Source organism: Pseudomonas arvensis, from assembly GCF_056688935.1.
Genome location: NZ_CP162038.1, coordinates 4,789,641 through 4,816,413 on the forward strand (window position 1 = coordinate 4,789,641; position 26,773 = coordinate 4,816,413).

Sequence of the window (26,773 nt, forward strand, 5' to 3'; positions counted from 1 at the left end):
TCCCTTCGCAGCCCCGCTGGGCTCGACAGTTCCCACATTTGGATCGGCGTGGTGCGTAAGCCGTATTCGGCACCGCGTTTTAACACGCCGCTTACACCCAATCTTCTACCCGCAAACCTGGCACGCGGTCGAACTCGCGCCGGTTGTTAGTGACCATAATCAGGCCCTGCGAACGGGCATGCCCAGCGATCATCTGGTCGTATGAACCTATCGGAGCACCAGCTCTCGCTAGCTCAGCACGAAGTTGGCCTGTGTGCATAGCGGCATCCTGGTCGTATTTCAAAACTTCCAGACGTGCTGCAAAGCCTTCGATATCAGCCAAGTTTCGCTCTGGGTTAGGTGATTTTTCCGCGCCGCAAATCAGTTCCATCAGGGTTACGGTACTGATAGCTAGTTGGCCATAGTGTTTTTTGAATGTTTCGCGCACCTGCTGGGGTCTGTTTTTGATTGTGAAGATACAGATGTTGGTATCGAGCATGAACTTGAGCATTAAAAAGATTCCCGCTCTTGGTCAGCAGGCTGATCTCGGTCGTTCATGAAGTCCGGCGTGACACCCTCGCCATCGAACCAGCTGTCCCATGATTCACCGGCTGGGGTGATGATTCGGGCCCTACCGATTGAGACGATATCTACACGTTTTACGTCATCCGGCAGCGCAGCAGCCTTTGGCAAACGTACAGCTTGGCTGCGGTTGCTTTGAAATACAGAACCTTGGTCCATAATGGCCTACCTCCAGTGGTCGTGTGATTACGCAACGCTACACCACGAAATGGATATGTCAATGGGATATACATTTCGTTACTGGTCGAACGTCGATCCCATCAAAGCCTCGCTAAAGCTCGACACGTCCTACATTTGATCTGTGTAGCTCGGGAGAGCTATGTCGTAGCTTTGAGGTCCACGCCCAAGGCTGTGGCGAAGGCTCTTACCATCGGGCTTCGTGGCGCGTTGTGGCGCAGGATCAGGTTGAACGCGGTGCTCAGGTGGACCTGCTCCGGGCACAGTGCGCGCAGGCGCCCTTCCCTTACCAAGGGCGCGGCGTAGCGTTCCGGCAGGAAGCCGAGGAAGCGGCCAGTCAGGACCAGGATGGCGACGGCTTCGACCTGCGAGGCCAAGGCGAACTGGCTGTCGTCGCAATGACCAGCCCCTTGCTGGCCATGCTATTCAGCGCCATTGGTTTTCTGTTGCTAACCTTTGCCAGCAACCTCTACCTCACCACCCTGACCCTGGTGATCACCGAAGCCGCGTCGGCGCTGTTCCTGATCGGCCGGTTCTCAAGCGTGAACGGCTGCGCTACTGGATCCTGCTGGGAACCGTGCTGTTCATTGCGAGGCTGATCGGCTTCAGCCAGGCAAACAGCCTGCTCACCTGGTGCCTGGCGATGTTCGTGTTCACCTTGGGTGAGATGATCATCTATCCCTCGGAGTACCTGTTCATCGACACCATCGCCCCAGATGCCCTGCGCGGCAGTTACTACGGCGCCCAGAACCTGGCGGCGTTTGGCGGGGCGATGAGTCCGGTGATTTGTGGTTACTTGCTGATCAATGCGGCGCCCACGAGCATGTTCTATGCGTTGGGTGCATTGACGGCGGTGGGTGGCACCTTATGTTTCTTGAGTGGGCGGCGGGTTGCAGGTTCTTGCTGATATTTACGTGGGATCCCGCTATTAATAGCGAAACTTCTCACGGACCCGAGCCCCATGAAATTCGACACGGCCTACAGCCTGAGTCTCGATGACAAGCTGTCGATCTACGACGTACGAGACCTGAATTTCGACGAAACCGCTGCCTACGACTCCGACAAGGACAGTTTCCTCTGCCCCAACGATACGTGCCGAGCGGCATTCGATACGGGCAATGCGTTGAGCACGTTCAATGCAAAAAACGTCAACTACGTGCGCACGCCACATTTCAAGAACAAGACCAGCACCCGGCATATCGAAGGGTGCCGCTACGCCAGCACGCACAAGGGCGCTACCGATGAAACCGATGACGAGCGCGAGGACCATTTCCCGTCGGAATTTTTACTGACTCGACGGACGTACCCGCGCAGCACGCCGGTGGCCGGCGCTGAGGCGCAGATCCCACAGGAGCCTGCGAAAACTCCTTCAAACCTCGCCGGCCCATCTGCCAGCAGCAGCGACACCACCCCGGATAAAACCAGCGTATTCGCCCACCCGGTGGAATGCTTTGTGTCCAATATCGACGACAAAGACACGCTCAAGCGCATGCCGCTGAAAATCGGCGAGCACACCGCGACCTACTGGACGTTTTTCAAGAAGATCGAATACCTGCAAGACAACAAGGGTCTGATCTACTGGGGCAAGATCAAGGCGATCAAGGATTACACCAGCAGCTTTCGCATCGACTTCGAGAAGAAGGTATGGCTCGACAAGAAGCCCTACTCGGTCAATGTCTACCTGAGCAAAAAACTTATCGAAAACTACCGCAAGCGCACGGCGTTCCTGGAGCAGATCAAGGCGGCGGTGGACAGTGAGCGGACGCTGTATTGCTTCTTCTACGGGGTGACGCCGGAGCTGAAACACGTGCCCAGCAAGAAGAACCCCGAGCAATCGTTCGGGGTGTTCAGCGCGAATATCGAGAACCTGGATCACCTGATTATCCGAGAGGCGCCGGGACTCTGAAGGCATCAGCACATTCAGTGTGAGCGCCGCTTCAATGCGATGTTCAAAACCCCCTCAGTCCAGCGCTGGGTAAAAGCCCGCACAGAGGACAGCAAAAAAATCCAGTTGATGAGCGGTCAAAACAACTGTACAAAAACACAGTATAGTTTGTCCTCCCCCGTCGAACCCTGGAGAAACCCCATGTCCTCCCTGGCAATGAGCTCTTTCGTAGAACAGCAGATCGTCCTGCACCAATTCACCGCCAAGCACAGTGCACAGGCCCGCGCGATGCTGGGCTGGAGCAGGCAAGACCTGGCCCGTCACGCGGGCGTGGCTGTGGAGTTGGTTCAACAGCTTGAAAGCCAGGGCGAGGTGGATGATGAAACCCGTTTGATCCTGGCGTTTCGGCTGGAAGCGGAAGGGCTGGTGTTTTTCCCGGGGTTTGCGCCGGGGTGGGGAATGAGTGCGCGCCGCTTTGACACCGCTCCAGCTGAACCCATGGCACGGGGCATCATGTCTCGGTTGATGAGTTCAACTAGCGTATCAATCGACTCGGCCACTGCCCAACCCAATGGTGCATAGGGTCGGGCAAGCCAATACCGAGACTTAGCGTCCGACCTTGGGATGTTCTTTCGCGGCCTCTTCGTAACCATGGGCCACGGCCAGCAGCGTGGGTTCGGTCCAGCGGGCCCCAAAGAAGTACGCACTGGTTGGCGCGCCCCGCTCATCCTTGCCGGAAGGGACCGAAATCCCTGGATAGCCGGCGACGGCAACCGCAAAGTAGCTGTTCGTTTCGAAGTCCGACACCATGGCGTCGAGCTTTTGCCCGTCAATCAACTCATCCACGGTGCTTCGAAAACCCTGGATAAGGGCATCCCATAGAGGCTTGCGTTCCTCGGCCGTCAAGGTGGACGCATCGATATCCCTGAGTACAGGCTGGTGGTCAGTCTCGGTGCCATCATGCTGCTCATTGAACTGGATCAACTCGGACACTGACTTGACCGGCAACCCATTGCGCTTTTCCAGGTATTCATTCAGTTCATCCTTTACATCGGCAAGCAGCAACTCGTCATAACCTGTGGAGTCCGCTATCCGCAAGTTCACCGGTACCAGTACGGCACCTTGTGCGCGAAGTACTTCGAGGGTTTTCTTGAACTGTGGGCTATCGTCCACCGCCGAGCTTTCACCATTCGCGGAAAAGGTCGCGGGAAAACCGATGCGCTTATCCTTCAAGGCGCCAGGCTTTAGCAGCGCCGTGTAGTCAATTGCTGTTGGGGCATTCGCGTTCTGGGCATCCTGAGGGTCGTTGCCTGACATGACGTTGAGCATCAGCGCAGCATCAAATACCGAGCGCGTCATGGGCCCCGGCGTATCCTGTCGATGGCTGGCCGGAATGATGCCGCTGCGGCTCAACAAGCCCACGCTGGGTTTCAAACCGACCACGCCGTTAAACGCCGCCGGTACGATGATCGAACCATTGGTTTCAGTCCCAACGGCCAAGGGTGCAAAGCCCGCGGCGACCGCGACAGCCGAGCCTGAGCTTGACCCACCGACCTCTGCATCCGCCTGATGAGGATTGAACGTTTGCCCGCCCCGCTGGCTGAAACCATCGGGGCAGCCGCGAAAGCCGGCCAGTTCAGTCAGGTTGGTTTTACCCAGGATAACTGCGCCTTGCTCACGCAGGCGCTCGACGATAAACGCATCCTTAGTCGCAGCGGCGCCCACCAATCCATAGGCGCCTGCACTGGTTTGCTGGGTGTCGCCTGTCTCGATGTTGTCCTTGAGGAGCACCGGAATGCCGTGCAGTGGTCCCCGCACCTTGCCGTTGGCGCGTTCAAGGTCCAGTTCGCGAGCAATCTCCAGCGCTTGGGGGTTGAGTTCGATGATCGCGTTTAATGCAGGGTCGCGTTCTCGAATACGCGTTTGCAGAAAACTGACCACGTCTTTCGAGGTCAGCCCACCTGGCCGGGCCATGTGTTCACTGAGCTCGCGAACACTGGCGTATTCCGTTCCTGGCGGCACCGGTTTTGGCGCCACATCTGTCGACTGAAGCACCATCCAGGAGGCTGCGTGGTTTACGAACCTGCTCACACCATAACCAATACCAAACATGAACGACCTCTAGGGAAGAATCTGAAATAACGCAGGATCACCGTTGACCCTTGCGCCAGTCTAAAAACTTCCCTCAGCCCAGCCTGCATGACGCAGGTAACTCATCACGTAGGATTGTTCATCACCGTAGGTAGCCCCTACTGTGCATCCGCCAGGCCACGCACACTGCGATAGCCCTGCACCAGGGTAGCCAGCGAATCCTTCGACCATCGCGCCCCGTAGAACCACAACGTAGTCCCCTCCCCCAATGGCTCACCCAGCCTCGGGTATCCGCTCCAGCAGGCCCCATGGAACGCGGCACTCTGACTGTCAGACACCAGCGCATCCAGCCGGTACTCATTCATAAGGTCATCGATTTCATTGCGCGTGTGCAGGTCGAATTGCAGCGAGTCATCGACCCGTTGTGCTGGCACCGGCAGCAGCAGCACCCCGGCCTGTCGTAACAGTGCCAACGCTCGCGTGAACGGTGCCCGGTGCTTGATGGGTTCATGTTCACCGCCGCGTCCATACCGGTCGGCAAAACCAACGCGTCGACCAGCCAGCGCGCTGTCGGGGGTAAAGGTGCTGTTGTTCTGCACCAGAGGCACCTCTACCATTACCGGTCCCTCAGGTTCGATGCCACTCAAGGCAATCAGCGTCAACGCGGGGTCGCGCACGGGTTTGATAGGGAGTGCCGGTACGTTATAGCCGGGTATCAAAACACCATCCTTGGGATGGACTTGAAGGTGTTGATCGCCACCAAAAGCGATGCTGCGGGGAGGGGTTTGATCGGCGGGCGGAGGGGAACAGGCCGGCGCCCGACCTGCCATATCCGTAAGCGCAGCCACCGGCTGCCCCAGCAGGCAAGTCGCCGCCATTCGCGGATTTTTACTACATTTGCTTTCCATCAGAACGCCCCCAGAACCGTCAATTTCCGGGGATCATCGCATCCTTCGCTGGCGTGTGTCGCAGCCCTGAAACAACCTGAAAACTCCTTTTTCCCACACCTCCTCCATCAGCTCAAAAGGCGCTCTTGTGAATCTTTTCGCGTCTCTACTTCCAGCCACCAGGCAGACCCACGCTCAGGCTGATTCAAGCTGAACGCCTGGCCCATGGCAGGCGTAGTAATCGACACATTGCGCTCCCAAGCCAGCGCCATGATGCGGTCAAACGGTTCATGCCAGGCATGAAACGCCAGGTCGAACGTACCGTTGTGGATCGGCAGCAGCCAGCGCCCCTTGAGGTCGATATGCGCTTGCAGGGTTTGTTCCGGTTGCATGTGCACGTGGGGCCAGTCAACGTTGTAAGCACCGGTTTCCATCAACGTCAGATCGAACGGGCCGTACTGCTCGCCGATGCGCTTGAAGCCATCGAAATAACCGGTGTCGCCGCTGAAAAAGATCCGCCGTGCGCCATCAATCATCACCCATGAACACCACAGGGTCTGGTTGGCATCAAACAAGCCACGCCCAGAAAAATGCTGCGCCGGCGTGGCCACAAAACGGATGCCCTCAACCTCGACCCCTTGCCACCAGTCCAACTGGCGAACCTTGCTGACGTCGACGCCCCACTTGACCAGAATGTCACCCACGCCGAGCGGCGCGAGAAAGTAACGGGTCTTGGCGGCCAATTGGACGACAGCCCTGCGGTCAAGATGGTCGTAATGGTTGTGGGAAAGAATCACCGCTTCCAGATCAGGCAGCGCTTCAAGACTGATCGGCGGCTGATGGAAGCGCTTGGGGCCGGCCCAACTGAACGGCGAGGCACGCTCGGCGAATACCGGATCGGTCACCCAGAACTTGCCGCGCATTTTCAGCAATACGGTGGAATGCCCCAGGCGAAACACGCTGTGATCGGGTGCCGCCAGCAGTTGCTCGCGGGTCAGCGGTTGTACCGGGATCGTCCCCACCGGCCGCGTGGTGCGTGGTTTGTTAAACAACATGTTCCAGAAGATACGTAACGTTTTGCCAAGCCCGCCGTGTTGCACTGGGGCCTCGTTGCTGAAGTGCGTCTTGCCCTGCTCGGCAGGCTTGAGCGCTGCAGGCGCGCGGTCGACACGGGGTGAGTGGGTGGCCATTGCAGAGTGACTCCTAGGTCCGCGCATAAATTACACTGCACAGTGTAGTTTCAAGATTGCAACAAAACCGGGAGCAAGTAAACTACCGAGTGTAATTTTCCTTCAAGAGCCGAGCGCCATCCATGACTGCCCCTCAACGCCTCACTGACCGCAAACGCCAAGCCATCGTGGCGGCGGCCATCGCTGAGTTTCGCGATAACGGTTTCGAGGTCACCAGCATGGACAAGATCGCCGCCACCGCCGGGGTTTCCAAGCGCACGGTGTACAACCATTTTCCCAGCAAGGAAGAGTTGTTCGCCGAAATTCTTCACCAGCTCTGGGCGAGCAGCGTCGCCCAACTCGATGTCTGCTACGCCAGTGACCGCCCGCTGCGTGAGCAATTACGCGGATTGCTGGAGGCAAAGATGAAGATGATGGCGGACGCCAACTTCCTTGACCTCGCCCGAGTCGCCATCGCCGCCACCATCCATTCGCCGGAACGTGCGCAAGACATGGTCACCCGCCTGAGCCAGCGCGAAGAAGGCTTCACCCAGTGGGTACGCGCCGCCCAGGAAGACGGCCGCCTCTCCTGTACCGACCCGGCGTTTGCCGCGCACCAGATCCAGAGCCTGCTCAAAGCCTTCGCGTTCTGGCCGCAGATCACCCTCGGCCAGCCGACACTGGATGTCGAGAACCAGGCCCGTGTGATCGAGTCCGCCATTGACCTGTTCCTGGCTGGCTACGAAGTCAGGCCCATGCCTGCACCGTAATGCCTGTTGCCTAAGCGACACTTATGGTCGTTTTTGACGCTTTCGCCCTCTGTTTTGCGTAAATGGCCTGGAAGGCCACTGATTATTCCCACGGGAATAACTGACAATATTCATAAGCCTTTTCCGATCAACGGTTCATCCAGTGAACGGGCGCCGCCGTATAGGTATAAAAAGCAGCTCACCCAGGACTTTATGGAAAACAGACAAGGCAAGGGTCTCTCGTTTGCCAAGCGCATCTACAGGCCCAGGATCATCGGCTCTGCCCTGTGCAGCATCAGTGTGATCGCCGTCTTATATCCAATGACTGCGCCTGGGTGGATCTGGGCAGCGCTGCTGGTCAATGGTTTCGTCTGGCCGCACCTGGCGTATCAACTGGCAACCCGTGCCAAAGTCCCCTACGACGCCGAACGACGCAACTTAGTGTATGACGCTTTATTCAGTGGTTTCTGGGCTGCGACGTTGCAGTTCGCGCCCCTGACCACCGTGACGTTGCTGTCGATGGTGTCCATGAACAACGTCGCCGCCGGCGGCAAACGCCTGCTGATACGTGGCGCACTGGCCCAACTGCTGGGTGTCGGGGTCGCGGTATTGCTGTTTGGCCTGCACTTCAACCCCGGCGTCAGCCTGGCTCAGGTCTACGCGTGCCTGCCGATGCTGACGTTCTACCCCATGTCCATCGGCATGATCTGCTATCAATTGGCGATCAAACTATCCGACCACAAGCGCGCCCTCAGTGCCTTGAGCCGTATCGACAGCCTCACGGGGTTGCTCAATCACGGCTCCTGGAAAGACTTGCTGCACCTCAAGTTCCATAAGTGCCAGCAACAACACACCCACGCCACGATCGCGCTGATCGATATCGATCATTTCAAACAGATCAACGACACCCATGGGCATATTGTCGGCGACGCCGTATTGCGCCAATTGAGCCTGGAATTAAGGCGCAACCTGCGGGAAAACGACTTGGCTGGGCGTTACGGGGGCGATGAGTTCTGTGTGATTCTTCCGCAAATGACCCAGCACGAAGCCGCACGGGTCATGGAACGCATGCGCGAAACGTTCAGCAACTATCGCGCCCCGAACATCCCCGAGCTGCGCGTGAGCCTGAGCATAGGCCTGGCGGACTTCCAGCCCTCTTTCAAGGACGCGGCCATGTGGCTGAACGCGGCGGACCGGGCGCTTTATGCAGCGAAAGATACCGGGCGTAACCGGGTGAATATGAGCGACGAAAGAGTGGCTTATTCGGCCTGATACACCCCGCAGAGATAGCACAGAGCCACCATTTGTCGCCTACCCAAAAAAGGTCCTGCCCTTGGGGCGAACTTCTTGTCAGGCTGATCACTCTGAACACCTTGTTCCAACTCCCTCTGTCGGCATCAGGAAGCCGACAATGAGCACGTCAACCGTAGGCCAGGCGCCGAACGGGGCAAGCGCCCAGACATGGAAAACCCCCGATGCTGCCTGCCCGAGCCCCAACCATGCTATTCAACGCCCATAAAAAAACCATCAACACCCTGCAACACACGGTGGCCCATCAGGCCAGCATGCTGGATGCCATCGAACGGTCCATGGCGGTGATCGAATTCGACCCGCAAGGCAATGTGCTGCGGGCCAATGACAACTTCCTCAAAGCCATGGGTTATCGCGCCGAGCAGGTGATGGGGCAGCCCCATCGAATGTTCTGCACACCAGCGTTCGCCCGCAGCGCCGAGTATCAACAGCTGTGGGCGAACCTGCGCAATGGCCAATTTCAATCCGGTACATTCGAGCGCCAGGCGAGCAATGGTGAATCGGTGTGGTTGGAAGCCAGCTACAACCCGGTACGGGATGAAGCAGGCCAGGTGATCAAGGTGGTGAAGTTCGCCATGGACGTGACCCCGCGTCTGCAAGCCGAGAGCGAGGCCAACGGCAAATTGGCGGCGATCGGCCGGGCCATGGCGGTGATCGAGTTCAACCTCGACGGCACCATCATCACCGCCAACGCCAACTTCCTGCAGCGCATGGGCTATAGCCTCGCGCAAATCCAGGGCAAGCATCATCGTCTGTTCTGTACACAGGAGCTGGCCAGCAGCCCGGCCTACAGCGAGTTCTGGCAGCGCCTCAACCAAGGCGAATTGTTCAGCGGCGAATTCGAGCGCGTCGATAAAAACGGCCGGACAGTATGGCTGGAAGCCAACTACAACCCGGTGTATGACGCCAGCGGACGTTTGTGCAAAGTGGTCAAATTCGCCTCGGACGTGACCGCCAAGGTGCAGCAACATGCCGCCGATGCAGCGAGCGCTTCCCAGGCGTATCACATTTCCTTGAACACCCAGGACATCGCGGAAAAAGGCGCCGAGGTGATTCAGCAAAGTGCCAGCGGCATGCGCGAAATAGCCGCCGACATTGACGGATCATCGCAACTGATCGCCAGGCTGGGTGAGCGTTCGCAGCAGATCACCACCATCGTCAACACCATTCGTGGCATTGCCGACCAGACCAACCTGCTGGCGCTCAACGCAGCCATCGAGGCCGCGCGCGCAGGTGAGCAAGGGCGTGGGTTTGCCGTGGTGGCCGATGAAGTCCGGCAACTGGCGGCGCGCACCAGTGGTTCGACAGCAGAAATTTCCAGCATGATCGCGATGATCCAGGACGAAACCCGCCAGGCCATCGATAGCATGGACGGCACCCGCGACCGCGCAGCCCAAGGCGTGGACTTGGCCAACCGCGCCGGCACCGTGATCCTGCAAATTCGCCAAGGCACTAACGAGGCGTTACAGGCGGTGAGTGCGTTTGCCAATGACCGTGGCGGCCGCTAAGCAGGGCTTGGGTCATTCGCTCGAAAGCCGGACGTGCGAAATGCATGAGCAGCTCGTACGAAAAACCTAACGACTCGGCAGTCGCACATGCCGGCCCAACTCATCGAACAACGTCACCACCGAGCGCAATGCGCGGCAATCGGGACGCGTGAGCAACCACAGCGCGGTGTCATGCCCTGCCAGTGCAGGGCCCAGCGGTTGCAGTCCGTCATCCAGTAGAAAATCCGGCAACGCGGCCACACCCAGTCCCGCCCGTACCAGTTCGGTCACCGACAACATGCTGTTGCAGCGATAACCGGGCCGCACGCCCGGCAAGTGTTCGCGGCGCCAGGCGACGGTGGGGTGGTCGGGCAGGAAGTCGTCTGGTGCGATCCAGGCCAGGTCCGCCAGCTCACGGCCTGTATGGCGGCGGGCATAGTCGGCGCTCGCACAGACTTGGTACGACACGGTGCCAAGGCAACGTCCTACTAGATGCTCCGGCGGTGTCTTGGTCAGGCGTAGGGCGATATCCGCGTCGCGGCGGCTGAGGTTGGCAAAATCATTGGAGGTGCTCAGTTCCAGGATCAGCGCCGGGTAGTCCGGCATGAACTGCGCCAACGCCGGCAGCAGCAAGCCTTGCAGCACTGAGTCGGTACAGGTCAGGCGCACCGTGCCGCTGATCACTTCGCCGCCCTGCTCCACTCCGATACGCGCCGCTTCCAGAGCCAGCTCTGCGCGCTCTGCCTGCTGTGCCAGGTTGCTGGCCAGGCTGGTGGGCAGGTAACCGGCGCGGCTCTTTTCAAACAATGTCTGGCCCAGTGCCGCCTCCAGGCGCCGTATCGCACGGAACACGGTGGACACATCCACCCGCAGCAGCGCCGCCGCCCGCGCCAGAGAGCCGCCGCGCACCAGGGCGAGGATCAGCGAGAGATCGGGGTAATCCATTGAATAGTGCGTCGGTGCATTAAGCATGTGGGCAAACGCCAATATTGATTGCGTGGACGCCAATCTATAGTGCGCCTCAGCCCCCAACAAGCCATGGAACGCACACGATGAAAGCCAACGCCCTACGCCTCGCCTTGATTGGCGATTACAACCCGGACGTCACCGCGCACCAGGCGATCCCCGTGGCCCTGCAACGGGCGGCAGACATTCTCGGCCTCACGCTTCATATGCAATGGCTCGACACCGACACCCTGCCCGAACCCCTGCACGACTTCGACGGTTTCTGGTGCGTACCCGCCACCCCTTACCGGGATACCGACGGCGCACTGCGGGCCATCCGCTTTGCCCGCGAGCAGCGCCGCCCTTTCCTTGGCACCTGCGGTGGCTTTCAACATGCGCTGCTGGAATATGCCCGCAACGTGCTGGGCTGGGTCGACGCCGAACACGGCGAAATGGTCCCCAACGCAAAACGCGCCGTGATCACACCCTTGACCTGCGCATTGGTGGAAGCCACCGACACCGTACGTTTAGTGCCTTACACGCGCATCGCCGACGCCTACGGCACCCATGATCTTGAAGAAGGATATCGCTGCCGCTATGGGATGAACCCCGAATTTGCCAGCGCGTTGCTGGAGGGCGATCTGATCGCCAGCGGCCACGACAGCGCAGGCGACCTGCGTGCGGTGGAATTGCTCGACCATCCGTTCTTCGTCGCCACCCTGTTCCAGCCAGAACGCGCAGCGCTCAAGGGCATCACACCACCCTTGGCACTCGCGCTGCTCAAGGCCTGCCAGGAGCAATCGGCATGATCGCCAAGACTCCCGCGGTGCCTTACTACGCGGTCATTTTCAGCTCATTGCGCACCGACGGCGATCACGGCTACGGCGAGGCCGCCACACGCATGCTGGAACTGGCGCGGCAACAACCTGGTTTTCTCGGCGTGGAGTCGGCGCGGGAAGATGCCCTGGGGATTACGGTGTCGTACTGGAGCAGCGAAGCGGCGATCCTGGCGTGGAAGCAGCAGGCCGAGCACCGCGACGTGCGCGAGCAGGGCCGCGCCACCTGGTACTCGGCGTTTCAGACACGGGTGTGCAAGGTGGAGCGGGCCTACGGTTTTGAAGCGAACTAGCTCACCAGACTGCGCAACGCACTGATCTGTGGAATCTCCACCCGGCGCATATATACCCGCAGCGGCTCAGTGATATTGATGCGGTCGTCGATGTTCTGGTCCAACAGCAACTGGATGCGTTCACGGGACAGGGTCATGGTCTGCTCGGGGGCAGGCAGCCAGACAAATTCGGCGGTAGGAATGATGCCGTCATCGGCCACGTCCATGCCGAAAGAGTCTTCGCTGAAACGTACGATGTACTGGCCGGTCTTGCGGTTGAGGCCCACAAACCCGTGGAGTTGGTCGGCGGCCTGGCAGATAAGCTCGGAAGTGATGCGCATGGTAAACCTCACTGAAAAGTCCCACAGGGACTGGAAAGATGGTTTACACGCGTGGCGGAAAGTACTGCCCTCTAGCGGGGCGGCTGCGTTCAAGAGTACTGCAATGCCTGGCAAAACAACCGAGAAAATTGACGGGTACGCACGTTAATGTCGGTTTGGTGATAGCGCCTTTCGCAATCAATTGTTAAAAAGGAGGCCTTCTCAAAGCTACCTCCACGAAAGGACTTCGCATATGCCTGTCACGTTTACCAAGAGCGCCTTGCTGCTGGCCCTGATGCTCGGCCTTGGCCAGGCGCAGGCTGCCGACCCGATCAGCCCGGCTGAATTGGCAACTAACGAAGGCATTCCCTACCCTGCCGTGATCGCACACCGAGGCGCCTCCTACGACGCGCCGGAGTCCACCGCCGCTGCCTACAAGGTCGCACGCGACCTGGGTGCCGACTACCTGGAACTGGACCTGCAGCGCAGCAAGGACGGCGTGCTGTTCGCCCTGCACGACAACAACCTGCAGCGCACCACCGACGTGGCCACCAAGTTCCCTGAGCGCAAAGACGCGCCGGCCAACGAATTCACCTGGAAAGAACTGCAAAGCCTCGACGCCGGCAGTTGGTTCAACGCTGCTTACCCGGACCGTGCGCGCCCAGGGTTCGTCGGCCTGAAGATCCTGAGCCTGGACGACATCATCAAGATCGCCGAAGGCAACCCGCAGCACAAACCCGGCCTGTACATCGAGACCAAGGAGCCCAAGCAGTTCCCGGGCATCGAGGCCGACCTGAAAAACAAACTGCTGGATAAAGGCTGGTTGAGTTCCGCCGGCTCCAAACTGGGCAAGAGCAACACCGGCGTCGGCCAGGGCAAGGGCCGCGTCGTGCTGCAAACCTTCGAGACCGCCAGCCTCAAAGAGCTGCAGAAAGAAATGCCGAACACCCCGAAGATCCTGCTGTTGTGGGTGGGTGAAGGCAGCATCGAGCCGAAATCCAAGCAGACCTTCGCCGAATCCGGCGAGCCGACCAAGGCCGCCTACTACGCCAAGCAAGAGCCGAAAGACGCCGCCGAGTTCGAAAAGTGGGTCGACGAAGCCAAGAGCCTCGGCGCCATCGGCACTGGCCCTTCGGCCGAGCTGACCGACCACGGCGACCAGAGCTATTCGGACCTGGTGAAGCCCGAAATGAACAAGCTGACCCACGACAAAGGCCTGCTGGTGCATGTGTACACCGTGGATGAGCCGGTGGATTTCGAGAAAGTGATGAAAGCCGGCGTCAACGGCATCTTCACTAACCGCGCCGCCGAACTGCTGAAGTTCTACAAGCGCTGGCCTTCGTCCAGCGTGCAGGATTTGCTCAACGACCATAAGTACTGAGTGAAGCCCGAATGGTCAGGCCGCCTGTGGTTGGGGCCTGACTACGGCCTGATCATCGGCGAGCTGGGGCGCACCGCGCCCCATGCGCACTACGCCCATCAGTTGATGCAGTGCCTGGGCGAGCCCATCACGGTCAGCCTGGAGGGGCAAGTCATCACGGCCCATCGCCTGCTGATTCCTTCGCGACAAACCCACGCCATTCTCGATACACACGGTGAAGTGAGCGTGTTGTATGCCGAACCTGCAGTCTTTGAGATCGCCGCCTTGCAGCACCTGTCGAGCGCTGGCGATTTGTCCCTGACAGCCGTGCAGCAGCTCCCCAGGCGCCAGCTTGTCGACCCTCGCCTGGAACGCGCCCTCAGTGCGCTTGATCAGCGCCTCACCGGCAAAGTGTCGGCCCAGGCACTCGCCGAGGTGGCGCACCTGTCATTGAGCCAGCTGGAGCGGCTGTTCACCGATCAACTCGGGCTGCCCGTACGCCGCCTGGTGCTGTGGCGGCGATTACGTGTCGCGCTGCAATGGGCCCTCACCGGCAGCACACTGACCGAGGCCGCCCACGCTGCGGGCTTTGCCGATTCGGCGCACTTTTCGCGGACCATGAAGCAGTTGTTCGGCGTGACGGCCGCTGCGTCGTTACGTCAGCTGGAGGTGCAACTGCTAGCGTAGATCGTCGGGCAGCGGCGGTTCCTTGCCCACGCGTACCGGCACAAATGGATCACGCAGTTGCGCCCCATACGCCACGGGAAAATCCGGCCGGCTGCCGATGCCCAAATCCCCAGGCCCCATGCGATAACCCTCGCGATAAAACGCGGTGCCCAGCAGCCAATCCCACAGGTTGAAAAACAGCCCGAAATTCACGTCGCCGGCACGGCCGTATTTCATATGATGAAACCGATGCACCGGCGCCCAGGCGAACACCCAGCGCAACGGTCCCAGGCGCATATCGACATTGGAGTGCTGCAACAGCAATTGAATGCCGATGGCCAGGGCCAGCAACTGCGCCACCTCCAGCGGGATCCCCAGCAGGATCAACGGCAGCAGGCCTGCCGTGGCTTCCAGCATCTGGTGCAACGGATGCTTCATCAACCCGTTGAACCCATAGAGCCGCTGCACGCTGTGGTGCACGGCATGCAAGCGCCACAGCGGCGCAATGCGGTGGCTGGCGTAATGCATCAAGGTGATGCCTGCATCGGCGAGGACGATGGCCAGCAGCAATTGCTCCCACAATGGCCAGCCACGCGGCCAAATCCCGTCGAACGCCAGCAACGCCGTAAGCCCCGGCAGGACCAGCAAGCCGAGGACGTTCAGGCCTTCATTGACACAGGCATGCACGCTGTCACGCCAGCGATCACCCAGGCTGCGATTCCACTGCGGCTCGTAGGGCAACCACTGCTCCATGGCAAATGACACTACCACCGCCGTCGCAAACACCAGCACCAGCCAGTCTGGCTGCGCGAGTGCCCAGCCGATAGACCCTGTCCAGAACACAGGCGCATAGATCCCGCTCACTAACTGCTTCATCCGAGTCTCCCATCATGTGAGCCCTCAGCATGAAATTTTCCGTGTTGCTCGAATTGAACGAACTGCGCAACTGCTTGAACTAATTAAGGGTGAATTAAGTTGCGACGATTAATCTGAACCCACTTAAACAGCTCACCCAAGAAGGACACACCATGAAAACCTTGACCACTTTGTTCGCCGCCACTGCCCTGACCCTGACTGCCGGCCTGGCCCAGGCAGATGTTCGTCCGGATCATATTGAAGGCCTGGTCAAATCCGGCGCAGTGATGTCTTTCGACAAGCTCAACGCCGCTGCCGTAGCCACTCACCCTGGCGCAACGATTACCGACACTGAGCTGGACAACAAACACGGTGCAGCCAACGAATATGTCTACGAAGTCGACCTGACTGATACCGCTGGCAAGCGGTTTGAAGTCAAGCTCGACGCCAAGACCGGCGCTGTACTGGAAAACAAACAAGACACCTGAGTTGAATCCCCAAAACCGCGCCACCTTCGGGTGGCGCGGTTTTTTTGTGGGCGCTCGTCGGCAATGTCCGAGAAAAGCGTGGCCGCGATGAATCAAATTTCCCCTACTCAATTCAAGGTCGTTAGACTTCCCAGCATCAGCCAGGGCATTACGCCATTGCGCAGCACACCGAGATCACGCCATGGAGCAAAAAGCCGCCGACATTGCCACCATCGGCCGAATCAGTGCTGTACCCGCAATGCTCCAAGTGATCAGCGACATGACTGGCCTGCGCTTTGCCGCCGTTGCGCGGGTGACCGACGACACCTGGACCGCCTGCGCCGTGTTCGACCAGCTGGACTTCGGCCTCGGCGTCGGCGGCGAGCTGGACCTCACCACGACCATCTGCCACGAGATTCGCGGTTCCCACATTTCCGTAGTGATCGACAAGGCCAGCGAAGACCCGATCTACCACGACCACCACACTCCGCGTCTCTACCAGTTTGAAAGCTATATCTCCGTGCCGGTGTTCCGCACCGACGGGCGTTTTTTCGGCACCATTTGTGCACTCGATCCCAAGCCGGCGCCATTGCGCAGCAGCACGATCCAATCGACCATGGAATCCTTCGCCCGTGTGTTGTCGTTGCAGATCGAAGCCGAGGAAAACCAGCAGCAAACGGAAGCCGACTTGCAGGAAGAACGCGGCACCGCCGAACTGCGCGAGCAGTTCATCGCCGTGCTCGGGCACGACCTGCGCAACCCGCTGTTCGCGATCAATTTCAGCGCCGAGCGGCTGCTGCGCAAACACCCGCACCCCGCCACGGACACGCTCATACGTCACATACTCGCCAGCGGGCGCCGCGCTGCACAATTGGTCGAGGACGTGCTGGATTTTGCGCGGGGCCGAATGGGCAACGGCATCCCGCTGAGCATCACCGACTGCCAGGATCTGCAGGCGGCGTTGCTACATGTGGTTTCAGAAGTGCAAAGCGCGCCCCCGCAACGCGAGGTTCGGGCCGATATCGGCGATCTTCAGGGCGTCAAAGGCGACCGGGATCGGTTGGCGCAATTGCTCTCTAACCTGGTTGCCAATGCGCTCCATCACGGCAGCCCTGATGGCCCTGTGGAAGTCAGCGCAAAGGTCGAGCACGATCGGTTCGAGCTGACGGTGAAGAACGCTGGACAGATCAACGATCAGGCCCTGCCCCGGCTGTTTCAACCTTACTCACGCCCCACCTCAAACGCGCCCCAAGCCGGGCTCGGCCTGGGGTTGTATATCGTCAAGCAGATTGCCGATGCCCATGGCGGTCACCTGAGCGTGACCACCCACGCCCTGCAAGGCACCGTTTTTATCTTCAGCCTGCCGACCGCCTGATCAGCCACCCAAGCGCTCCGTCACTTCATTCAACTCTGCGGACAACCCACGCAAGTTCTGACTCGCCGCCTCAGTACGTCGCACGTTGTCGAGGTTAGCCGTGGCTACCGTGGTGATCTGCGTGATATTGCGCGAGATATCCTCGGCCACCGAGGTCTGCTCCTCTGCCGCCGTCGCGATCTGACGGTTCATATCGCGAATCGCTTCCACCGCCTGGGTAATGTGCGCAAGCATCGCACCGGCCTGGGTGACTTTCTCCACGCTCTCGTCGCTGCACGACTGGCCGCTGACAATCGCCTCGGCCGCATCCACCGCGCCGGTTTGCACCGCCTGGATGATCTGGTTGATCTCGATGATCGACGCCGCCGTGCGTTGCGCCAGGCTGCGTACCTCATCGGCCACCACCGCAAAACCCCGGCCCGCCTCGCCGGCGCGTGCCGCCTCGATCGCCGCGTTCAACGCCAGCAGGTTGGTCTGTTCGGCGATGCCGCGAATCACTTCCAGCACCTTGCCGATGCGTACGCTATCGGTTTCCAGGCGGCGGATGATGGTGCCGGTATTGAGGATTTCATTACGCATCTGGCCGATGGTGGCAATGGTCACTTGCATCACTTCGCCGCCTTCTCGGGCCGAATGATCCGCCTCGTCCGCGGCACGTGAGGCGCTGGCGGCGTGGTGCGCCACTTCCTGGGCGGTGGCCGACATTTCGGTCATGGCCGTGGCCACTTGATCGGTGCGGTTGAATTGTTCCTGGGTGCCGGTTGCCATCTGTCCGGCGATTGCATTCAACTCGCCGCTGGCGCTGACCAGGTCGGTGGCGCTGCGCTGCACGCGGCTGAAGGTTTCGGCGAGGAAGTCGCGCAACGTATTCGCGGCGGCGGCCAGATGGCCCAGTTCGTCCTGGCGGCGGCTGGCCACGCGCTCAGCAAAGCGGCCGTGGCTGAGTTGGGTCACGTAGTCGATCAAGCCACGGATCGGCAGGATCAGGTTGCGGTTGATCAACCACAGGCTGAACAGGCCGATCAACGCGCCGGACAGCAACATGATCGCCAGGCCCACCATTACGGTGCGCTCGGCATAGGCAGTGATGGTCTGAGATTGCTGGCTGCCTTGGGCCCGCAGGTCGCTGACCAGGGCACTCATTTGCTCACTGGCGGCGCGGTCCACGCCTTTGACTGCCGTGTCGCCGACCGTTGCATCCCCGCCCGCCGCCACATAGGCATCGCGGCCTTTCTGATAGGCCACGCCCAGTTGCTGATGCTCCTGGCGCAGGGTTTCGATGCGTCGGCTCAACGGCGCGTCACTGCTGGTCTGGGCCACCAAGCGTGCGAGGATACCTTGCACATCACGCTGGCGGTCCTGGAACTGGCCCCAGTACTTCTCCATATCCTGAGGCTGTTTGCCGCGCAGCAGCACGTTTTTCCATTCCTGCACCTGCACCTTGAACTGCAGGTTGGCTTCGTCGATCAGTTGCGAAGTGAGCAACGGCCCGTCAATCAAACTGCGGTAACTCTGCACCCCGTTGGAGAGGAAGTTGAAACAGGCCAGGGCGATCAACAATATCGCCAGCAAGCTGCCGCCGAGCAGCGACAAAATTTGTGCTCTCAAGGAGGTTCGCAAAACATTCATCGGGAAAGCCTCGATACAAGTAAGTAGCGCATGCACGCCTTGACCGCCGTGTCGACAAAAACACCGCTCATCCCTGACGGTTGTTAATGCGCTGAATCGGCCGGAATAGAGGCTTCTTGAAGGGTTTTCGATGGCCGGTCAATAAAATGTCACCAAAGCGAAATAAACAGAAAGCTGTCATAAAAATGTCAAACAACCCTGTAATGATTCGCCACGCGACCTGTGAAATGTCCTACAGGCCTTTTCTCTGCGAGCCTCCATGAACCACAGCCTCGACCACAGCCATCAGGACTCCGATCTGTTTGGCTTGCTTTACGGTTTTCGTTTTCGCCCAGGCGTCAAGGGCGAGCAGATTGATTCCGCCGCCGCCCTGGCGGCATTGAAGCAACCGCAAGACCCGGACGAGTTTTTGTGGCTGCACCTGAACCTGGCCCACGCCGCCTGTGAACGCTGGATGCAGGCGCACCTGGAACTGCCGGAAGAGTTTTTCGAGGCCTTGCACGAGGGCTCGCGCTCCACGCGCATCGAACACGTCGACTCGGCCCTGCTGGCGGTGGTCAACGATGTGGTGTTCAACTTCAGCAGCATGGTCTCGTCGGATATTTCCACGCTGTGGGTGTGCGCCCGCAGCCGTCTGTTGATCAGCGCACGTTTGCAACCGCTGCACTCGGTGGACAAGCTGCGTTCGTCGGTGAAGGCCGGCGAACACTTTCGCTCGCCGCTGGAATTGTTGGTGCATTTACTGCGCGATCAGGGCGAAGTGCTGACGCAGATCGTGCGCAAGACCAGCATCAGCGTCGACCATATCGAAGACCAGTTGCTCTCCTCGCGCCTGTCCACCAACCGCGCCGAACTCGGTGCCGCGCGCCGGGTGTTGGTGCGCCTGCAACGCCTGCTGGCGCTGGAGCCGGGCTCATTGCTGCGCCTGCTCAATCGCCCGCCACAATGGCTGCAAAAAGAAGACGTGAAGGAGTTGCGCAAATCCACCGAGGAGTTTGCGCTGATCATCAACGACCTGATGGCCCTGGGCGAACGGATCAAACTGTTGCAGGAAGAGATCGCCGCCAACCTCAACGAGCAAAGCAGCCGCACGCTGTTCACCCTGACGGTGGTGACGGTGCTGGCGCTGCCGATCAACATCATCGCCGGTTTTTTCGGCATGAACGTGGGCGGTGTGCCACTTTCCCAGGACCCGGAGGGGTTCTGGATACTGGTGGCATTGGTGGCGACGTTTACCTTGATTGCCGGGCGCTGGGCGTTCCGAAAATTTTCAAATTGAAATGCCAGTGATTGTGGGAGGGGATTTGCCCCTCCCGCATTCTGACCTGCAGTGTCAGTAGACCAGTGGCAAATCCAATGACCTAAACACTGACCTGCGGCAGCACCTCTGTAACATTCTGCAATGACTATGAACGGCATCCTTCATTACCTGGATGCTCCTGCATGGCTACCCCTTCCCTGACCGCCTCACACACCGAACCCAAACCCAGGCTGGACAAGAAGCCCGGCCTGGTCACCGTGATCATTTTCTTCGCCGTGCTCGCCATGGGCCTGTTGTTCACCGCCTACAGCCTGATGCAGGACATGCACGAACTGGGCACGGTGGTCACCACCTGGACGCCGTTCCTGCTGCTGGGCGTGGCGTTGTTGATCGCCCTGGGGTTCGAGTTCGTCAACGGTTTCCACGACACCGCCAACGCGGTGGCGACAGTGATCTACACCCACTCGCTGCCGCCGCATTTCGCGGTGGTCTGGTCGGGCTTTTTCAATTTCCTCGGCGTGCTGCTTTCCAGCGGCGCGGTAGCGTTTGGCATCATTGCGTTGCTGCCGGTAGAGCTGATTTTGCAAGTGGGTTCATCGGCGGGTTTCGCCATGATCTTCGCCCTGTTGATCGCTGCAATCCTGTGGAACCTCGGCACCTGGTGGCTGGGCTTGCCGGCCTCGTCCTCCCATACGCTGATCGGTTCGATCATCGGCGTCGGCGTGGCGAATGCCTTGATGCACGGGCGTGACGGCACCAGCGGGGTGGATTGGGCCCAGGCGACCAAGATTGGCTACGCATTGCTGCTGTCGCCGCTGATAGGCTTCGCGTTTGCGGCCTTGTTGCTGCTGGCCCTGCGCGCCTTTGTGAAAAACCGCTCGTTGTACAAAGCGCCCAAAGGGGACACCCCGCCGCCGTGGTGGATTCGCGGCATGCTGATCGCCACCTGCACCGGCGTGTCGTTCGCCCATGGTTCCAACGATGGCCAGAAAGGCATGGGCCTGATCATGCTGATCCTGGTCGGCACATTGCCAATGGCCTACGCGCTGAACCGCACCATGCCCGCAGAGCAGTCGTTGCAATTCGCTGCGGTGGCCGAAGTGACCCAGGCCGCCCTGCTGAAAACCGCACCGCAGATGTTGCCGGGCGACCCGCGCCCGATCCTGTCGACCTACGTGCGCACCAAGGAAGCCACGCCGCAACTGGTACCGGCCCTCGCCTCGCTCACCGGGCATATCGGTGAAGAAGTCAAAGGCTACGGCTCACTGGCCAAAGTCCCCGCCGAAGCCGTCGGCAACGTGCGTAATGACATGTACCTGACCAGCGAAACCATTCGCCTGATGGACAAAGGCAAGGTCGGCAACTTCGACGCCGACACCCAAGACAAGCTGCAACTGTTCAAGCAACAGATCGACAACGCCACGCGTTTTATTCCGCTGTGGGTGAAGATCGCCGTGGCCATCGCGCTTGGCCTCGGCACTATGGTGGGCTGGAAGCGCATCGTGGTGACGGTGGGTGAGAAGATCGGCAAGACCCACATGACCTATGCCCAGGGTGCCGCGGCGGAAACGGTTGCCATGCTGACCATCGGCGCGGCGGATATGTATGGCTTGCCGGTATCGACAACCCATGTGCTGTCATCGGGTGTCGCGGGGACCATGGTGGCCAATGGCAGTGGATTGCAGATGCGGACTATCCGCAATTTGGCGATGGCGTGGGTGTTGACGTTACCAGCGGCGATTGTGCTTTCAGGCAGCCTCTACTGGCTGTTCACCAAACTCTTCTGACCCAGCAAAAATCCAGATGTGGGAGGGGCAAGCCCCTCCCACATTTTCAGCCTGCGAACAAACCAGCCATCGCCTTCAGCCGCTTCTTGTAGATACGCCGCGCCTCCAGGGCCTCCTCCAGCGTCACCGCCACAAACCCCGCCCGCTGGTTCGGTTGCATCTGCCCGATCAAATCCAGATCCGCACTGATCACCGTGCCGATCATCGCGTAGCCACCGCCCGACACGGCGTCCCGATGCAGCACAATCGGCTCCAACCCCGCCGGCACCTGGATCGAGCCGATGGGGTAGCAACTGTCGACGATATTCGACGGATCCGAGCCCGCGCCAAACGGCTGTTCCCTTGGTTCAAAACTCAACGCGCTGCCACCCTTGAAGCGATAGCCGATGCGGTCCGCTTCGGAGCCCACGGTCCAGGGCTCGGCAAAAAAGCTGCTTTTGGCGGCTGCGGTCAGACGCTCGTAATACAGGCCAGGCACGACGCGCAGGGTGATATCGCCGCCCACCGAGCGGCGCAAGGCCATGGGCAGACTGTTGCCTGCCCTTCCCTGCCCACACGCCTTGCCGATAGGCAGCTCATCGCCCTCCTGCAAGCGCCGACCGTGAAACCCACCGAGCGCGCCGAGGGTGTAAGTGGAGCGACTGCCAAGCACCGCCGGTACATCAATGCCGCCGGCCACCGCCAGGTATGTCCGCGCGCCGGCCTTGGGGAATTCGAAACGCAGCACTTGCCCGGCACGCACCTGGAACGCGGTGTCCTGATGCACCACTTCACCGTCCAGGCGCGGCGACATGAGGGCGCCGCTGAGCGCTACCAACGCGTCCTGCTGGAACGCCAATTCAGGCCCGATCAACGTGCACTCCAGGCCCGCCGCACCAACCGGATTGCCCACCAGATGGTTGGCCGCGCTGAGCGCGTACTGGTCCAGTGCGCCCGACGGCGGGATGCCCAAGTGGTAATAGCCTTCGCGGCCAAGGTCCTGCACGGAGGTGGCGAGGCCGGGTTTGAGGACTTTGATCATGCCAGCGCCTCCTGCAGGGTTTTCGGATAGCCAACCGGGTCGGCGAGAAAGGCGTCGAGGGAAAATTCCACCGGGCGGATGCGCAGGTCGAAACGTCCTGCGTCCACCTCGGCAACGGCCTGGTCGTAGGCATCACGTTCTATAGGCTTGAACTGCACGATGTCGCCGGGGCGGAAGAACACCATGTGCTCCTTGAGGTAGGCCAACTGCTGCGCCGGGTCGTAGATCGGCGCCGGGGTCACACCGAACATCTGGTAACCGCCCGCGCCGCGCACCGAGTAGATACAGCCAAAGCAGCCGCCGTGGCCGAGGGTGAGTTTCGGCGTGTCGGTGCGCGGGCGCAGGTATTTGGGCACCTGCAACTGCCGTTCACGTTCGACCATCTGGAACATGAATGGCAGGCCCGCGACAAACCCGACCATCGACACAAACCACGGCGCGCCGCTGTGGGCAGCGATAAACGCGTCCACATCCGCCAGGCCATTGATGCGCGCGGCGTACTCCAGATCGGTGCCGCTGGGGTCTTGATGGCGGTCGCGAAAACGCATCAGGGTTTCGTGGGTCCAGGGGTCGTTGTACAACACCGGGATCTCGACGATGCGCGTGTGCAAGGTGCGTTCGGCCACGGCCTGGGCTTCGGCGCTTTGTACGGCATCCAGCAAGGCGTGGGGCGCAATGCGGTCGGGGTCGAAGCGAATCTGGAACGAGGCGTTGGCCAGGCACACATCCAGCACGCCTTCCAGCGCCAGGCGCTCCACCGCACGAGTCACCGCCATGCCCTTGAAAAAGGCCTCCAACGACATGCTGTCGCTGACCTCGGCAAACAGGTGCTCATCACCGCCGAAGCTGTAGCGGATGGGGGACGTTTCAGCCATGTCTGTTCCTCTTGGAATCATTGTAGAAAGGCAGGCAAAAATTGATGGGTCGATCTTATTAGGGGGTTTTGACTTCAATGCCCGCTCGATCCAGCGCTTCACGGGTAGCTTCCACCAGCTCCAGCGCACCGGGCGTGTCGCTGTGCAGGCAGATGGAATCGAACTCGATAAACAGGTCTTCGCCTTCCACGGTTCGTACCAGTCCGGTCTGACACGCACGCAGGACACGTGCCGCCACCGTCGCAGGATCCAGTGCACGCACATTGCGCGTAAACACGATGGAGCCCGTCAGGTCGTACTCACGATCAGCATAAAATTCGCGCACCACCGGTTGCCCCAGTTCCTTGGCCACCCGCCAGATCACCGAGTTGGGCATGCAGTAGAGCAACAGCGTTGGCTCGATGAGTTGCAGGTTTTGCACCAGCAATCGGGCGGCTTCTTCGTCGCGGGCCAGGTGCATGTAGAGCGCGCCATGGGGCTTGATATGTTGCAGCTTCACACGTTGGGCGCGGGCGATTTCCCGCAGGGCGCCGAGTTGGTAGAGCATGTCGTCCACCAGTTCCTGGGCCGGTGCATTGATATGCCGACGGCCAAAACCCACCAGGTCACGAAAGCCCGGATGGGCACCGATAGCCACGCCCAATTGCTTGGCGCGCTCGACGGTGCGGCGCATGGTGCCAGGGTCGCCGGCGTGGAAGCCGGTGGCGATATTGGCCGAGCTGATGTAGGCCATCAGCTCGGCGTCGACGCCATCACCGATGGTCCAGGGCCCGAAGCCTTCGCCCATGTCCGAATTGAAATCCACTGCCTGCATCGGGGTCGCTCCGCAAAAGGTCATGCTGAAAAGTAGGCTGGCGCTTGACCCCTTGGGAAGATCTATTATCAGATGCCCTATCTTCTGAAAATCAGATAACCCTAGGTATTGGAGAGGCAGATGTCCCTCACCTTGCGCCAAATCCGCTACTTCGTCGCCACCGCCGAGATCGGCCAGATTTCCCAGGCGGCGCTCCACCTGAATATCTCCCAGTCAGCGGTGACTACGGCGATCAAGGAGCTGGAAGCGATGCTCGGCGTGCAGCTGTTTGTGCGCTCGGCCCAGGGCATGAACCTGACCGACGCCGGGCGGCACTTTCTCAACCGCGCCTATGTGATTGCGCGCAGTGTGGACGATGCGCTGAACAGCCCATTGCCCGACTACCGCGCCAGCGGTGTGCTGCGGGTGGCGGCCAGTTACACGGTGCTCGGTTACTTCCTGCCCCATCACTTGCAGCGCATGGAGCACTGGCACCCGGACGTGACCATCGAGGTGTTCGAGCAGGAGCGCCAGGCCATCGAGCAAGGCCTGCTCGACGGCCAGTTCGACATGGCCGTGGTGCTTACCGCCAACCTGACTCACCCCGCGATCGTTTCCGAGATTCTGTTCAACTCGGAACGTCGCCTGTGGCTGCCCAGCCATCATCCGTTGTGCGAACGCGGCGCCGTGAGCCTGGCCGATGTGGCCCAGGAACCCTACATTCTGCTGACCGTCGATGAAGCCGAACACAGCGCCATGCGCTACTGGGAGCAGGCCGGGCAAGCGCCCAAGGTGCGGCTGCGCACCAGCTCGGTGGAAGCGGTGCGCAGCATGGTCGCCAATGGCAGCGGCGTGGCGATTCTGTCGGACCTGGTGCACCGCCCTTGGTCACTGGAAGGCAAGCGCATCGAAACCCTGACGGTCACCGACCCGGTCACGCCCATGAGTGTCGGCCTGGCATGGCACCGCGAGCGGGCATTTACGCCGGCGATGCAGGCGTTCCGGGATTACTTTCACGATGCATTCCTGGCACCGCAGCAGTTGTCGGCAAGGCGTTAAAGCTGTGACTGCAACGTATCCGCCAGCCAATCCATAAACACGCGCACCCGCAACGGTAAATGCCGTTGCCCCGCGTAAAGCAGCGACACATCCAGCGACGGTGCCGGGTAGTCCGGCAGTATCGCGACCAACTCACCGCTGGCCAACTCATCGCCCATGCCCAGGGCCGGTACCTGGATAATCCCGAAGCCACCCAGGCACGCTGACTTGTAGCCATCGGTGCTGTTGACCGTGATCCGCCCAGCCATGGGAATGCGCTGCACCTTGTTGCCCTGCTGGTATTCGAACCCCGCAGAGCGCGAACCCAACGGCCGCACGTAGTGCACTAGATGGTGGTCGGCCAGGTCGGCCAATGTCTGCGGCACACCAAAACGTTGCAGGTAGGTGGCGCTCACGCAGTTGATCATCGGCATGCTGCACAGCAACCGCGCCACCACCGTCTGGTCGGGCTGCGCGCCCACGCGCAATACGCAATCGAAGCCTTCAGCGAGCAGGTCCACCTGACGGTCGGTGGTGCTGATTTCCAGCTCGATCAACGGGTGTGCGTCCATGAACTGCGGCAGGCGCGGCAGTATCAGGTCACGTGCCATCACGTTGGGCATATCGACGCGGACGCGCCCGCTCAGTTGCGCTTCGTCCTGACGAAACAGCCCTTCCAGCTCCTCCATGTGCGCGAGCAGATCCTTGCTGCGCTCGTACAACACACGCCCGTCCTGGGTCGCCTGCACCTTGCGTGTGGTGCGCTGCAACAGGCGCGCGCCGAGCAGTTCTTCCAACGCCTGCACATGCTCGGACACGGTGGAGCGCGGCAGCCCCAGGCTCTCGCCCGCCTGGGTGAAACTCGACAGTTCGGTGACCCGCACGAAGGTGCGCAGCAGTTCAAGTTTGTTCATGGGATTGTTCGCCTTATCCGGCCAGTGATTCCGGCTCAGCCC

At 60.3% G+C, this 26,773-nt stretch carries 26 protein-coding genes and 4 pseudogenes; 16 read left to right on the plus strand and 14 right to left on the minus strand.

Going from position 1 to position 26,773, the window contains the following annotated elements; translation table 11 throughout:
* Window positions 1-91: 91 nt before the first annotated feature.
* From vapC to AB3G88_RS21640, 3 genes and pseudogenes are all read right to left on the minus strand, one after another.
* Entirely contained in the window at window positions 92-490 is a 399-nt protein-coding gene (vapC, locus tag AB3G88_RS21630) for a type II toxin-antitoxin system tRNA(fMet)-specific endonuclease VapC (RefSeq protein ID WP_480451593.1), read from the minus strand.
* Entirely contained in the window at window positions 490-720 is a 231-nt protein-coding gene (gene vapB, locus AB3G88_RS21635) for a type II toxin-antitoxin system VapB family antitoxin (protein ID WP_191960426.1), read from the minus strand. The genes vapC and vapB overlap by 1 nt, the downstream gene beginning before the upstream one ends.
* 158 nt (window positions 721-878) lie before the next feature.
* Window positions 879-1,130, minus strand: a pseudogene (locus tag AB3G88_RS21640) (LysR substrate-binding domain-containing protein); the annotation flags it as partial.
* A gap of 132 nt (window positions 1,131-1,262) precedes the next feature.
* On the opposite strand from AB3G88_RS21640, the pseudogene AB3G88_RS21645 reads away from it, so the two are divergent.
* The 3 genes and pseudogenes from AB3G88_RS21645 to AB3G88_RS21655 all read left to right on the plus strand — a co-directional run.
* A pseudogene (locus AB3G88_RS21645) lies at window positions 1,263-1,645 on the plus strand (MFS transporter); the annotation flags it as partial.
* Between the two features lie 54 nt (window positions 1,646-1,699).
* On the plus strand, window positions 1,700-2,644 hold the full coding sequence (locus AB3G88_RS21650) for a hypothetical protein (protein ID WP_480451595.1): 945 nt from the start codon (window positions 1,700-1,702) through the stop codon (window positions 2,642-2,644).
* A gap of 180 nt (window positions 2,645-2,824) precedes the next feature.
* Entirely contained in the window at window positions 2,825-3,205 is a 381-nt protein-coding gene (locus AB3G88_RS21655; RefSeq protein ID WP_099585390.1) for a helix-turn-helix domain-containing protein, read from the plus strand.
* A gap of 24 nt (window positions 3,206-3,229) precedes the next feature.
* On the opposite strand, the gene AB3G88_RS21660 is transcribed toward AB3G88_RS21655, so the two are convergent.
* The 3 genes from AB3G88_RS21660 to AB3G88_RS21670 all read right to left on the minus strand — a co-directional run bounded on the left by AB3G88_RS21660 (window position 3,230) and on the right by AB3G88_RS21670 (window position 6,791).
* Window positions 3,230-4,735, minus strand: a complete 1,506-nt coding sequence (locus AB3G88_RS21660) for an amidase family protein (protein ID WP_480451598.1) — start codon at window positions 4,733-4,735, stop codon at window positions 3,230-3,232.
* A gap of 137 nt (window positions 4,736-4,872) precedes the next feature.
* Window positions 4,873-5,331, minus strand: coding sequence for a hypothetical protein (locus AB3G88_RS21665; protein ID WP_256673675.1), 459 nt, complete (start codon window positions 5,329-5,331; stop codon window positions 4,873-4,875).
* Window positions 5,332-5,729: 398 nt separating this feature from the next.
* Window positions 5,730-6,791 (minus strand): MBL fold metallo-hydrolase, encoded by a 1,062-nt coding sequence (locus tag AB3G88_RS21670; protein WP_480451600.1) that lies wholly within the window; start codon window positions 6,789-6,791, stop codon window positions 5,730-5,732.
* 122 nt (window positions 6,792-6,913) lie between these two features.
* Between AB3G88_RS21670 and AB3G88_RS21675 the strand changes: the two genes are divergently transcribed.
* The 4 genes and pseudogenes from AB3G88_RS21675 to AB3G88_RS21690 form a co-directional block, all read left to right on the plus strand.
* On the plus strand, window positions 6,914-7,540 hold the full coding sequence (locus tag AB3G88_RS21675) for a TetR/AcrR family transcriptional regulator (RefSeq protein WP_099585393.1): 627 nt from the start codon (window positions 6,914-6,916) through the stop codon (window positions 7,538-7,540).
* A gap of 192 nt (window positions 7,541-7,732) precedes the next feature.
* The gene (locus tag AB3G88_RS21680) at window positions 7,733-8,791 is read left to right on the plus strand and encodes a diguanylate cyclase (protein ID WP_480451602.1); all 1,059 of its coding nucleotides are present in this window, start codon (window positions 7,733-7,735) and stop codon (window positions 8,789-8,791) included.
* Between the two features lie 317 nt (window positions 8,792-9,108).
* Window positions 9,109-9,741: pseudogene (locus tag AB3G88_RS21685) on the plus strand (PAS domain-containing protein); the annotation flags it as partial.
* Window positions 9,742-9,900: 159 nt separating this feature from the next.
* Window positions 9,901-10,338, plus strand: a pseudogene (locus tag AB3G88_RS21690) (methyl-accepting chemotaxis protein); the annotation flags it as partial.
* 66 nt (window positions 10,339-10,404) lie between these two features.
* Here AB3G88_RS21690 and AB3G88_RS21695 read toward each other — a convergent pair.
* Window positions 10,405-11,289: a LysR family transcriptional regulator gene (locus AB3G88_RS21695; RefSeq protein ID WP_099585395.1), complete on the minus strand. Its 885-nt coding sequence runs from the start codon at window positions 11,287-11,289 to the stop codon at window positions 10,405-10,407.
* Window positions 11,290-11,369: 80 nt separating this feature from the next.
* Between AB3G88_RS21695 and AB3G88_RS21700 the strand changes: the two genes are divergently transcribed.
* Together AB3G88_RS21700 and AB3G88_RS21705 are read left to right on the plus strand one after the other, a co-directional pair.
* Complete coding sequence (locus AB3G88_RS21700) at window positions 11,370-12,071, plus strand: CTP synthase C-terminal region-related (seleno)protein (RefSeq protein WP_250926331.1); 702 nt, start codon at window positions 11,370-11,372, stop codon at window positions 12,069-12,071.
* A complete protein-coding gene (locus tag AB3G88_RS21705; protein WP_480451605.1) occupies window positions 12,068-12,391 on the plus strand; it encodes an antibiotic biosynthesis monooxygenase family protein in 324 nt (107 codons plus the stop codon). Before AB3G88_RS21700 ends, AB3G88_RS21705 begins: the two co-directional genes overlap by 4 nt.
* Here AB3G88_RS21705 and AB3G88_RS21710 read toward each other — a convergent pair.
* Window positions 12,388-12,711, minus strand: coding sequence for a DUF2025 family protein (locus tag AB3G88_RS21710; protein WP_032891062.1), 324 nt, complete (start codon window positions 12,709-12,711; stop codon window positions 12,388-12,390). The two genes, AB3G88_RS21705 and AB3G88_RS21710, sit on opposite strands and share 4 nt — an antisense overlap.
* A 232-nt stretch (window positions 12,712-12,943) precedes the next feature.
* Here AB3G88_RS21710 and AB3G88_RS21715 point away from each other — a divergent pair, with 232 nt between their 5' ends.
* Together AB3G88_RS21715 and AB3G88_RS21720 are read left to right on the plus strand one after the other, a co-directional pair.
* Complete coding sequence (locus AB3G88_RS21715) at window positions 12,944-14,071, plus strand: glycerophosphodiester phosphodiesterase family protein (protein WP_480451607.1); 1,128 nt, start codon at window positions 12,944-12,946, stop codon at window positions 14,069-14,071.
* Window positions 14,072-14,737 (plus strand): helix-turn-helix domain-containing protein, encoded by a 666-nt coding sequence (locus AB3G88_RS21720; protein ID WP_480451609.1) that lies wholly within the window; start codon window positions 14,072-14,074, stop codon window positions 14,735-14,737.
* Here the strand turns inward: AB3G88_RS21720 and AB3G88_RS21725 are convergent.
* Window positions 14,729-15,592 (minus strand): sterol desaturase family protein, encoded by an 864-nt coding sequence (locus AB3G88_RS21725; RefSeq protein WP_480451611.1) that lies wholly within the window; start codon window positions 15,590-15,592, stop codon window positions 14,729-14,731. The genes AB3G88_RS21720 and AB3G88_RS21725 overlap by 9 nt on opposite strands.
* A 152-nt stretch (window positions 15,593-15,744) precedes the next feature.
* Between AB3G88_RS21725 and AB3G88_RS21730 the strand changes: the two genes are divergently transcribed.
* Entirely contained in the window at window positions 15,745-16,059 is a 315-nt protein-coding gene (locus AB3G88_RS21730) for a PepSY domain-containing protein (protein ID WP_400524220.1), read from the plus strand.
* Between the two features lie 181 nt (window positions 16,060-16,240).
* Complete coding sequence (locus tag AB3G88_RS21735; RefSeq protein WP_480451613.1) at window positions 16,241-17,413, plus strand: GAF domain-containing sensor histidine kinase; 1,173 nt, start codon at window positions 16,241-16,243, stop codon at window positions 17,411-17,413.
* Here the strand turns inward: AB3G88_RS21735 and AB3G88_RS21740 are convergent, their stop codons facing one another.
* Window positions 17,414-19,042 (minus strand): methyl-accepting chemotaxis protein, encoded by a 1,629-nt coding sequence (locus AB3G88_RS21740; protein WP_099585403.1) that lies wholly within the window; start codon window positions 19,040-19,042, stop codon window positions 17,414-17,416.
* 259 nt (window positions 19,043-19,301) lie between these two features.
* Between AB3G88_RS21740 and AB3G88_RS21745 the strand changes: the two genes are divergently transcribed.
* Together AB3G88_RS21745 and AB3G88_RS21750 are read left to right on the plus strand one after the other, a co-directional pair.
* Window positions 19,302-20,321: a transporter gene (locus AB3G88_RS21745; RefSeq protein WP_099585404.1), complete on the plus strand. Its 1,020-nt coding sequence runs from the start codon at window positions 19,302-19,304 to the stop codon at window positions 20,319-20,321.
* Between the two features lie 164 nt (window positions 20,322-20,485).
* Window positions 20,486-22,090, plus strand: coding sequence for an inorganic phosphate transporter (locus AB3G88_RS21750; RefSeq protein WP_480451616.1), 1,605 nt, complete (start codon window positions 20,486-20,488; stop codon window positions 22,088-22,090).
* A 46-nt stretch (window positions 22,091-22,136) separates the two neighbouring features.
* Here the strand turns inward: AB3G88_RS21750 and AB3G88_RS21755 are convergent, their stop codons facing one another.
* The 3 genes from AB3G88_RS21755 to AB3G88_RS21765 are packed head-to-tail and all read right to left on the minus strand — an operon-like array spanning window position 22,137 to window position 24,800.
* Window positions 22,137-23,111, minus strand: coding sequence for a 5-oxoprolinase subunit C family protein (locus AB3G88_RS21755; protein ID WP_480451618.1), 975 nt, complete (start codon window positions 23,109-23,111; stop codon window positions 22,137-22,139).
* A complete protein-coding gene (locus tag AB3G88_RS21760; RefSeq protein WP_112196547.1) occupies window positions 23,108-23,986 on the minus strand; it encodes a 5-oxoprolinase subunit B family protein in 879 nt (292 codons plus the stop codon). Before AB3G88_RS21760 ends, AB3G88_RS21755 begins: the two co-directional genes overlap by 4 nt.
* A gap of 58 nt (window positions 23,987-24,044) precedes the next feature.
* Window positions 24,045-24,800 carry a 5-oxoprolinase subunit PxpA gene (locus AB3G88_RS21765; RefSeq protein ID WP_480451620.1) on the minus strand — a complete coding sequence of 252 codons (756 nt, stop codon included), beginning with the start codon at window positions 24,798-24,800 and terminating at the stop codon, window positions 24,045-24,047.
* Window positions 24,801-24,920: 120 nt separating this feature from the next.
* Between AB3G88_RS21765 and AB3G88_RS21770 the strand changes: the two genes are divergently transcribed.
* Window positions 24,921-25,838 (plus strand): LysR family transcriptional regulator, encoded by a 918-nt coding sequence (locus AB3G88_RS21770; RefSeq protein WP_099585409.1) that lies wholly within the window; start codon window positions 24,921-24,923, stop codon window positions 25,836-25,838.
* Here the strand turns inward: AB3G88_RS21770 and AB3G88_RS21775 are convergent.
* The gene (locus AB3G88_RS21775; protein ID WP_400524211.1) at window positions 25,835-26,731 is read right to left on the minus strand and encodes a LysR family transcriptional regulator; all 897 of its coding nucleotides are present in this window, start codon (window positions 26,729-26,731) and stop codon (window positions 25,835-25,837) included. The genes AB3G88_RS21770 and AB3G88_RS21775 overlap by 4 nt on opposite strands.
* Window positions 26,732-26,773: the final 42 nt, after the last annotated feature.

Excerpts from the sequence above, each read along its gene's own strand:
- AB3G88_RS21765 (WP_480451620.1), bottom strand. The coding sequence starts at position 24,800 with ATGCAGGCAGTGGATTTCAATTCGGACATGGGCGAAGGCTTCGGGCCC.
- AB3G88_RS21700 (WP_250926331.1), top strand. The coding sequence starts at position 11,370 with ATGAAAGCCAACGCCCTACGCCTCGCCTTGATTGGCGATTACAACCCG.
- AB3G88_RS21745 (WP_099585404.1), top strand. The coding sequence starts at position 19,302 with ATGAACCACAGCCTCGACCACAGCCATCAGGACTCCGATCTGTTTGGC.
- AB3G88_RS21650 (WP_480451595.1), top strand. The coding sequence starts at position 1,700 with ATGAAATTCGACACGGCCTACAGCCTGAGTCTCGATGACAAGCTGTCG.
- AB3G88_RS21670 (WP_480451600.1), bottom strand. The coding sequence starts at position 6,791 with ATGGCCACCCACTCACCCCGTGTCGACCGCGCGCCTGCAGCGCTCAAG.
- vapC (WP_480451593.1), bottom strand. The coding sequence starts at position 490 with ATGCTCAAGTTCATGCTCGATACCAACATCTGTATCTTCACAATCAAA.
- AB3G88_RS21665 (WP_256673675.1), bottom strand. The coding sequence starts at position 5,331 with ATGGTAGAGGTGCCTCTGGTGCAGAACAACAGCACCTTTACCCCCGAC.
- AB3G88_RS21760 (WP_112196547.1), bottom strand. The coding sequence starts at position 23,986 with ATGGCTGAAACGTCCCCCATCCGCTACAGCTTCGGCGGTGATGAGCAC.
- AB3G88_RS21655 (WP_099585390.1), top strand. The coding sequence starts at position 2,825 with ATGTCCTCCCTGGCAATGAGCTCTTTCGTAGAACAGCAGATCGTCCTG.
- AB3G88_RS21695 (WP_099585395.1), bottom strand. The coding sequence starts at position 11,289 with ATGCTTAATGCACCGACGCACTATTCAATGGATTACCCCGATCTCTCG.
- AB3G88_RS21730 (WP_400524220.1), top strand. The coding sequence starts at position 15,745 with ATGAAAACCTTGACCACTTTGTTCGCCGCCACTGCCCTGACCCTGACT.
- AB3G88_RS21680 (WP_480451602.1), top strand. The coding sequence starts at position 7,733 with ATGGAAAACAGACAAGGCAAGGGTCTCTCGTTTGCCAAGCGCATCTAC.
- AB3G88_RS21775 (WP_400524211.1), bottom strand. The coding sequence starts at position 26,731 with ATGAACAAACTTGAACTGCTGCGCACCTTCGTGCGGGTCACCGAACTG.
- AB3G88_RS21755 (WP_480451618.1), bottom strand. The coding sequence starts at position 23,111 with ATGATCAAAGTCCTCAAACCCGGCCTCGCCACCTCCGTGCAGGACCTT.
- AB3G88_RS21715 (WP_480451607.1), top strand. The coding sequence starts at position 12,944 with ATGCCTGTCACGTTTACCAAGAGCGCCTTGCTGCTGGCCCTGATGCTC.
- AB3G88_RS21660 (WP_480451598.1), bottom strand. The coding sequence starts at position 4,735 with ATGTTTGGTATTGGTTATGGTGTGAGCAGGTTCGTAAACCACGCAGCC.
- AB3G88_RS21705 (WP_480451605.1), top strand. The coding sequence starts at position 12,068 with ATGATCGCCAAGACTCCCGCGGTGCCTTACTACGCGGTCATTTTCAGC.
- AB3G88_RS21725 (WP_480451611.1), bottom strand. The coding sequence starts at position 15,592 with ATGAAGCAGTTAGTGAGCGGGATCTATGCGCCTGTGTTCTGGACAGGG.
- vapB (WP_191960426.1), bottom strand. The coding sequence starts at position 720 with ATGGACCAAGGTTCTGTATTTCAAAGCAACCGCAGCCAAGCTGTACGT.
- AB3G88_RS21740 (WP_099585403.1), bottom strand. The coding sequence starts at position 19,042 with ATGAATGTTTTGCGAACCTCCTTGAGAGCACAAATTTTGTCGCTGCTC.
- AB3G88_RS21675 (WP_099585393.1), top strand. The coding sequence starts at position 6,914 with ATGACTGCCCCTCAACGCCTCACTGACCGCAAACGCCAAGCCATCGTG.
- AB3G88_RS21750 (WP_480451616.1), top strand. The coding sequence starts at position 20,486 with ATGGCTACCCCTTCCCTGACCGCCTCACACACCGAACCCAAACCCAGG.
- AB3G88_RS21735 (WP_480451613.1), top strand. The coding sequence starts at position 16,241 with ATGGAGCAAAAAGCCGCCGACATTGCCACCATCGGCCGAATCAGTGCT.
- AB3G88_RS21710 (WP_032891062.1), bottom strand. The coding sequence starts at position 12,711 with ATGCGCATCACTTCCGAGCTTATCTGCCAGGCCGCCGACCAACTCCAC.
- AB3G88_RS21770 (WP_099585409.1), top strand. The coding sequence starts at position 24,921 with ATGTCCCTCACCTTGCGCCAAATCCGCTACTTCGTCGCCACCGCCGAG.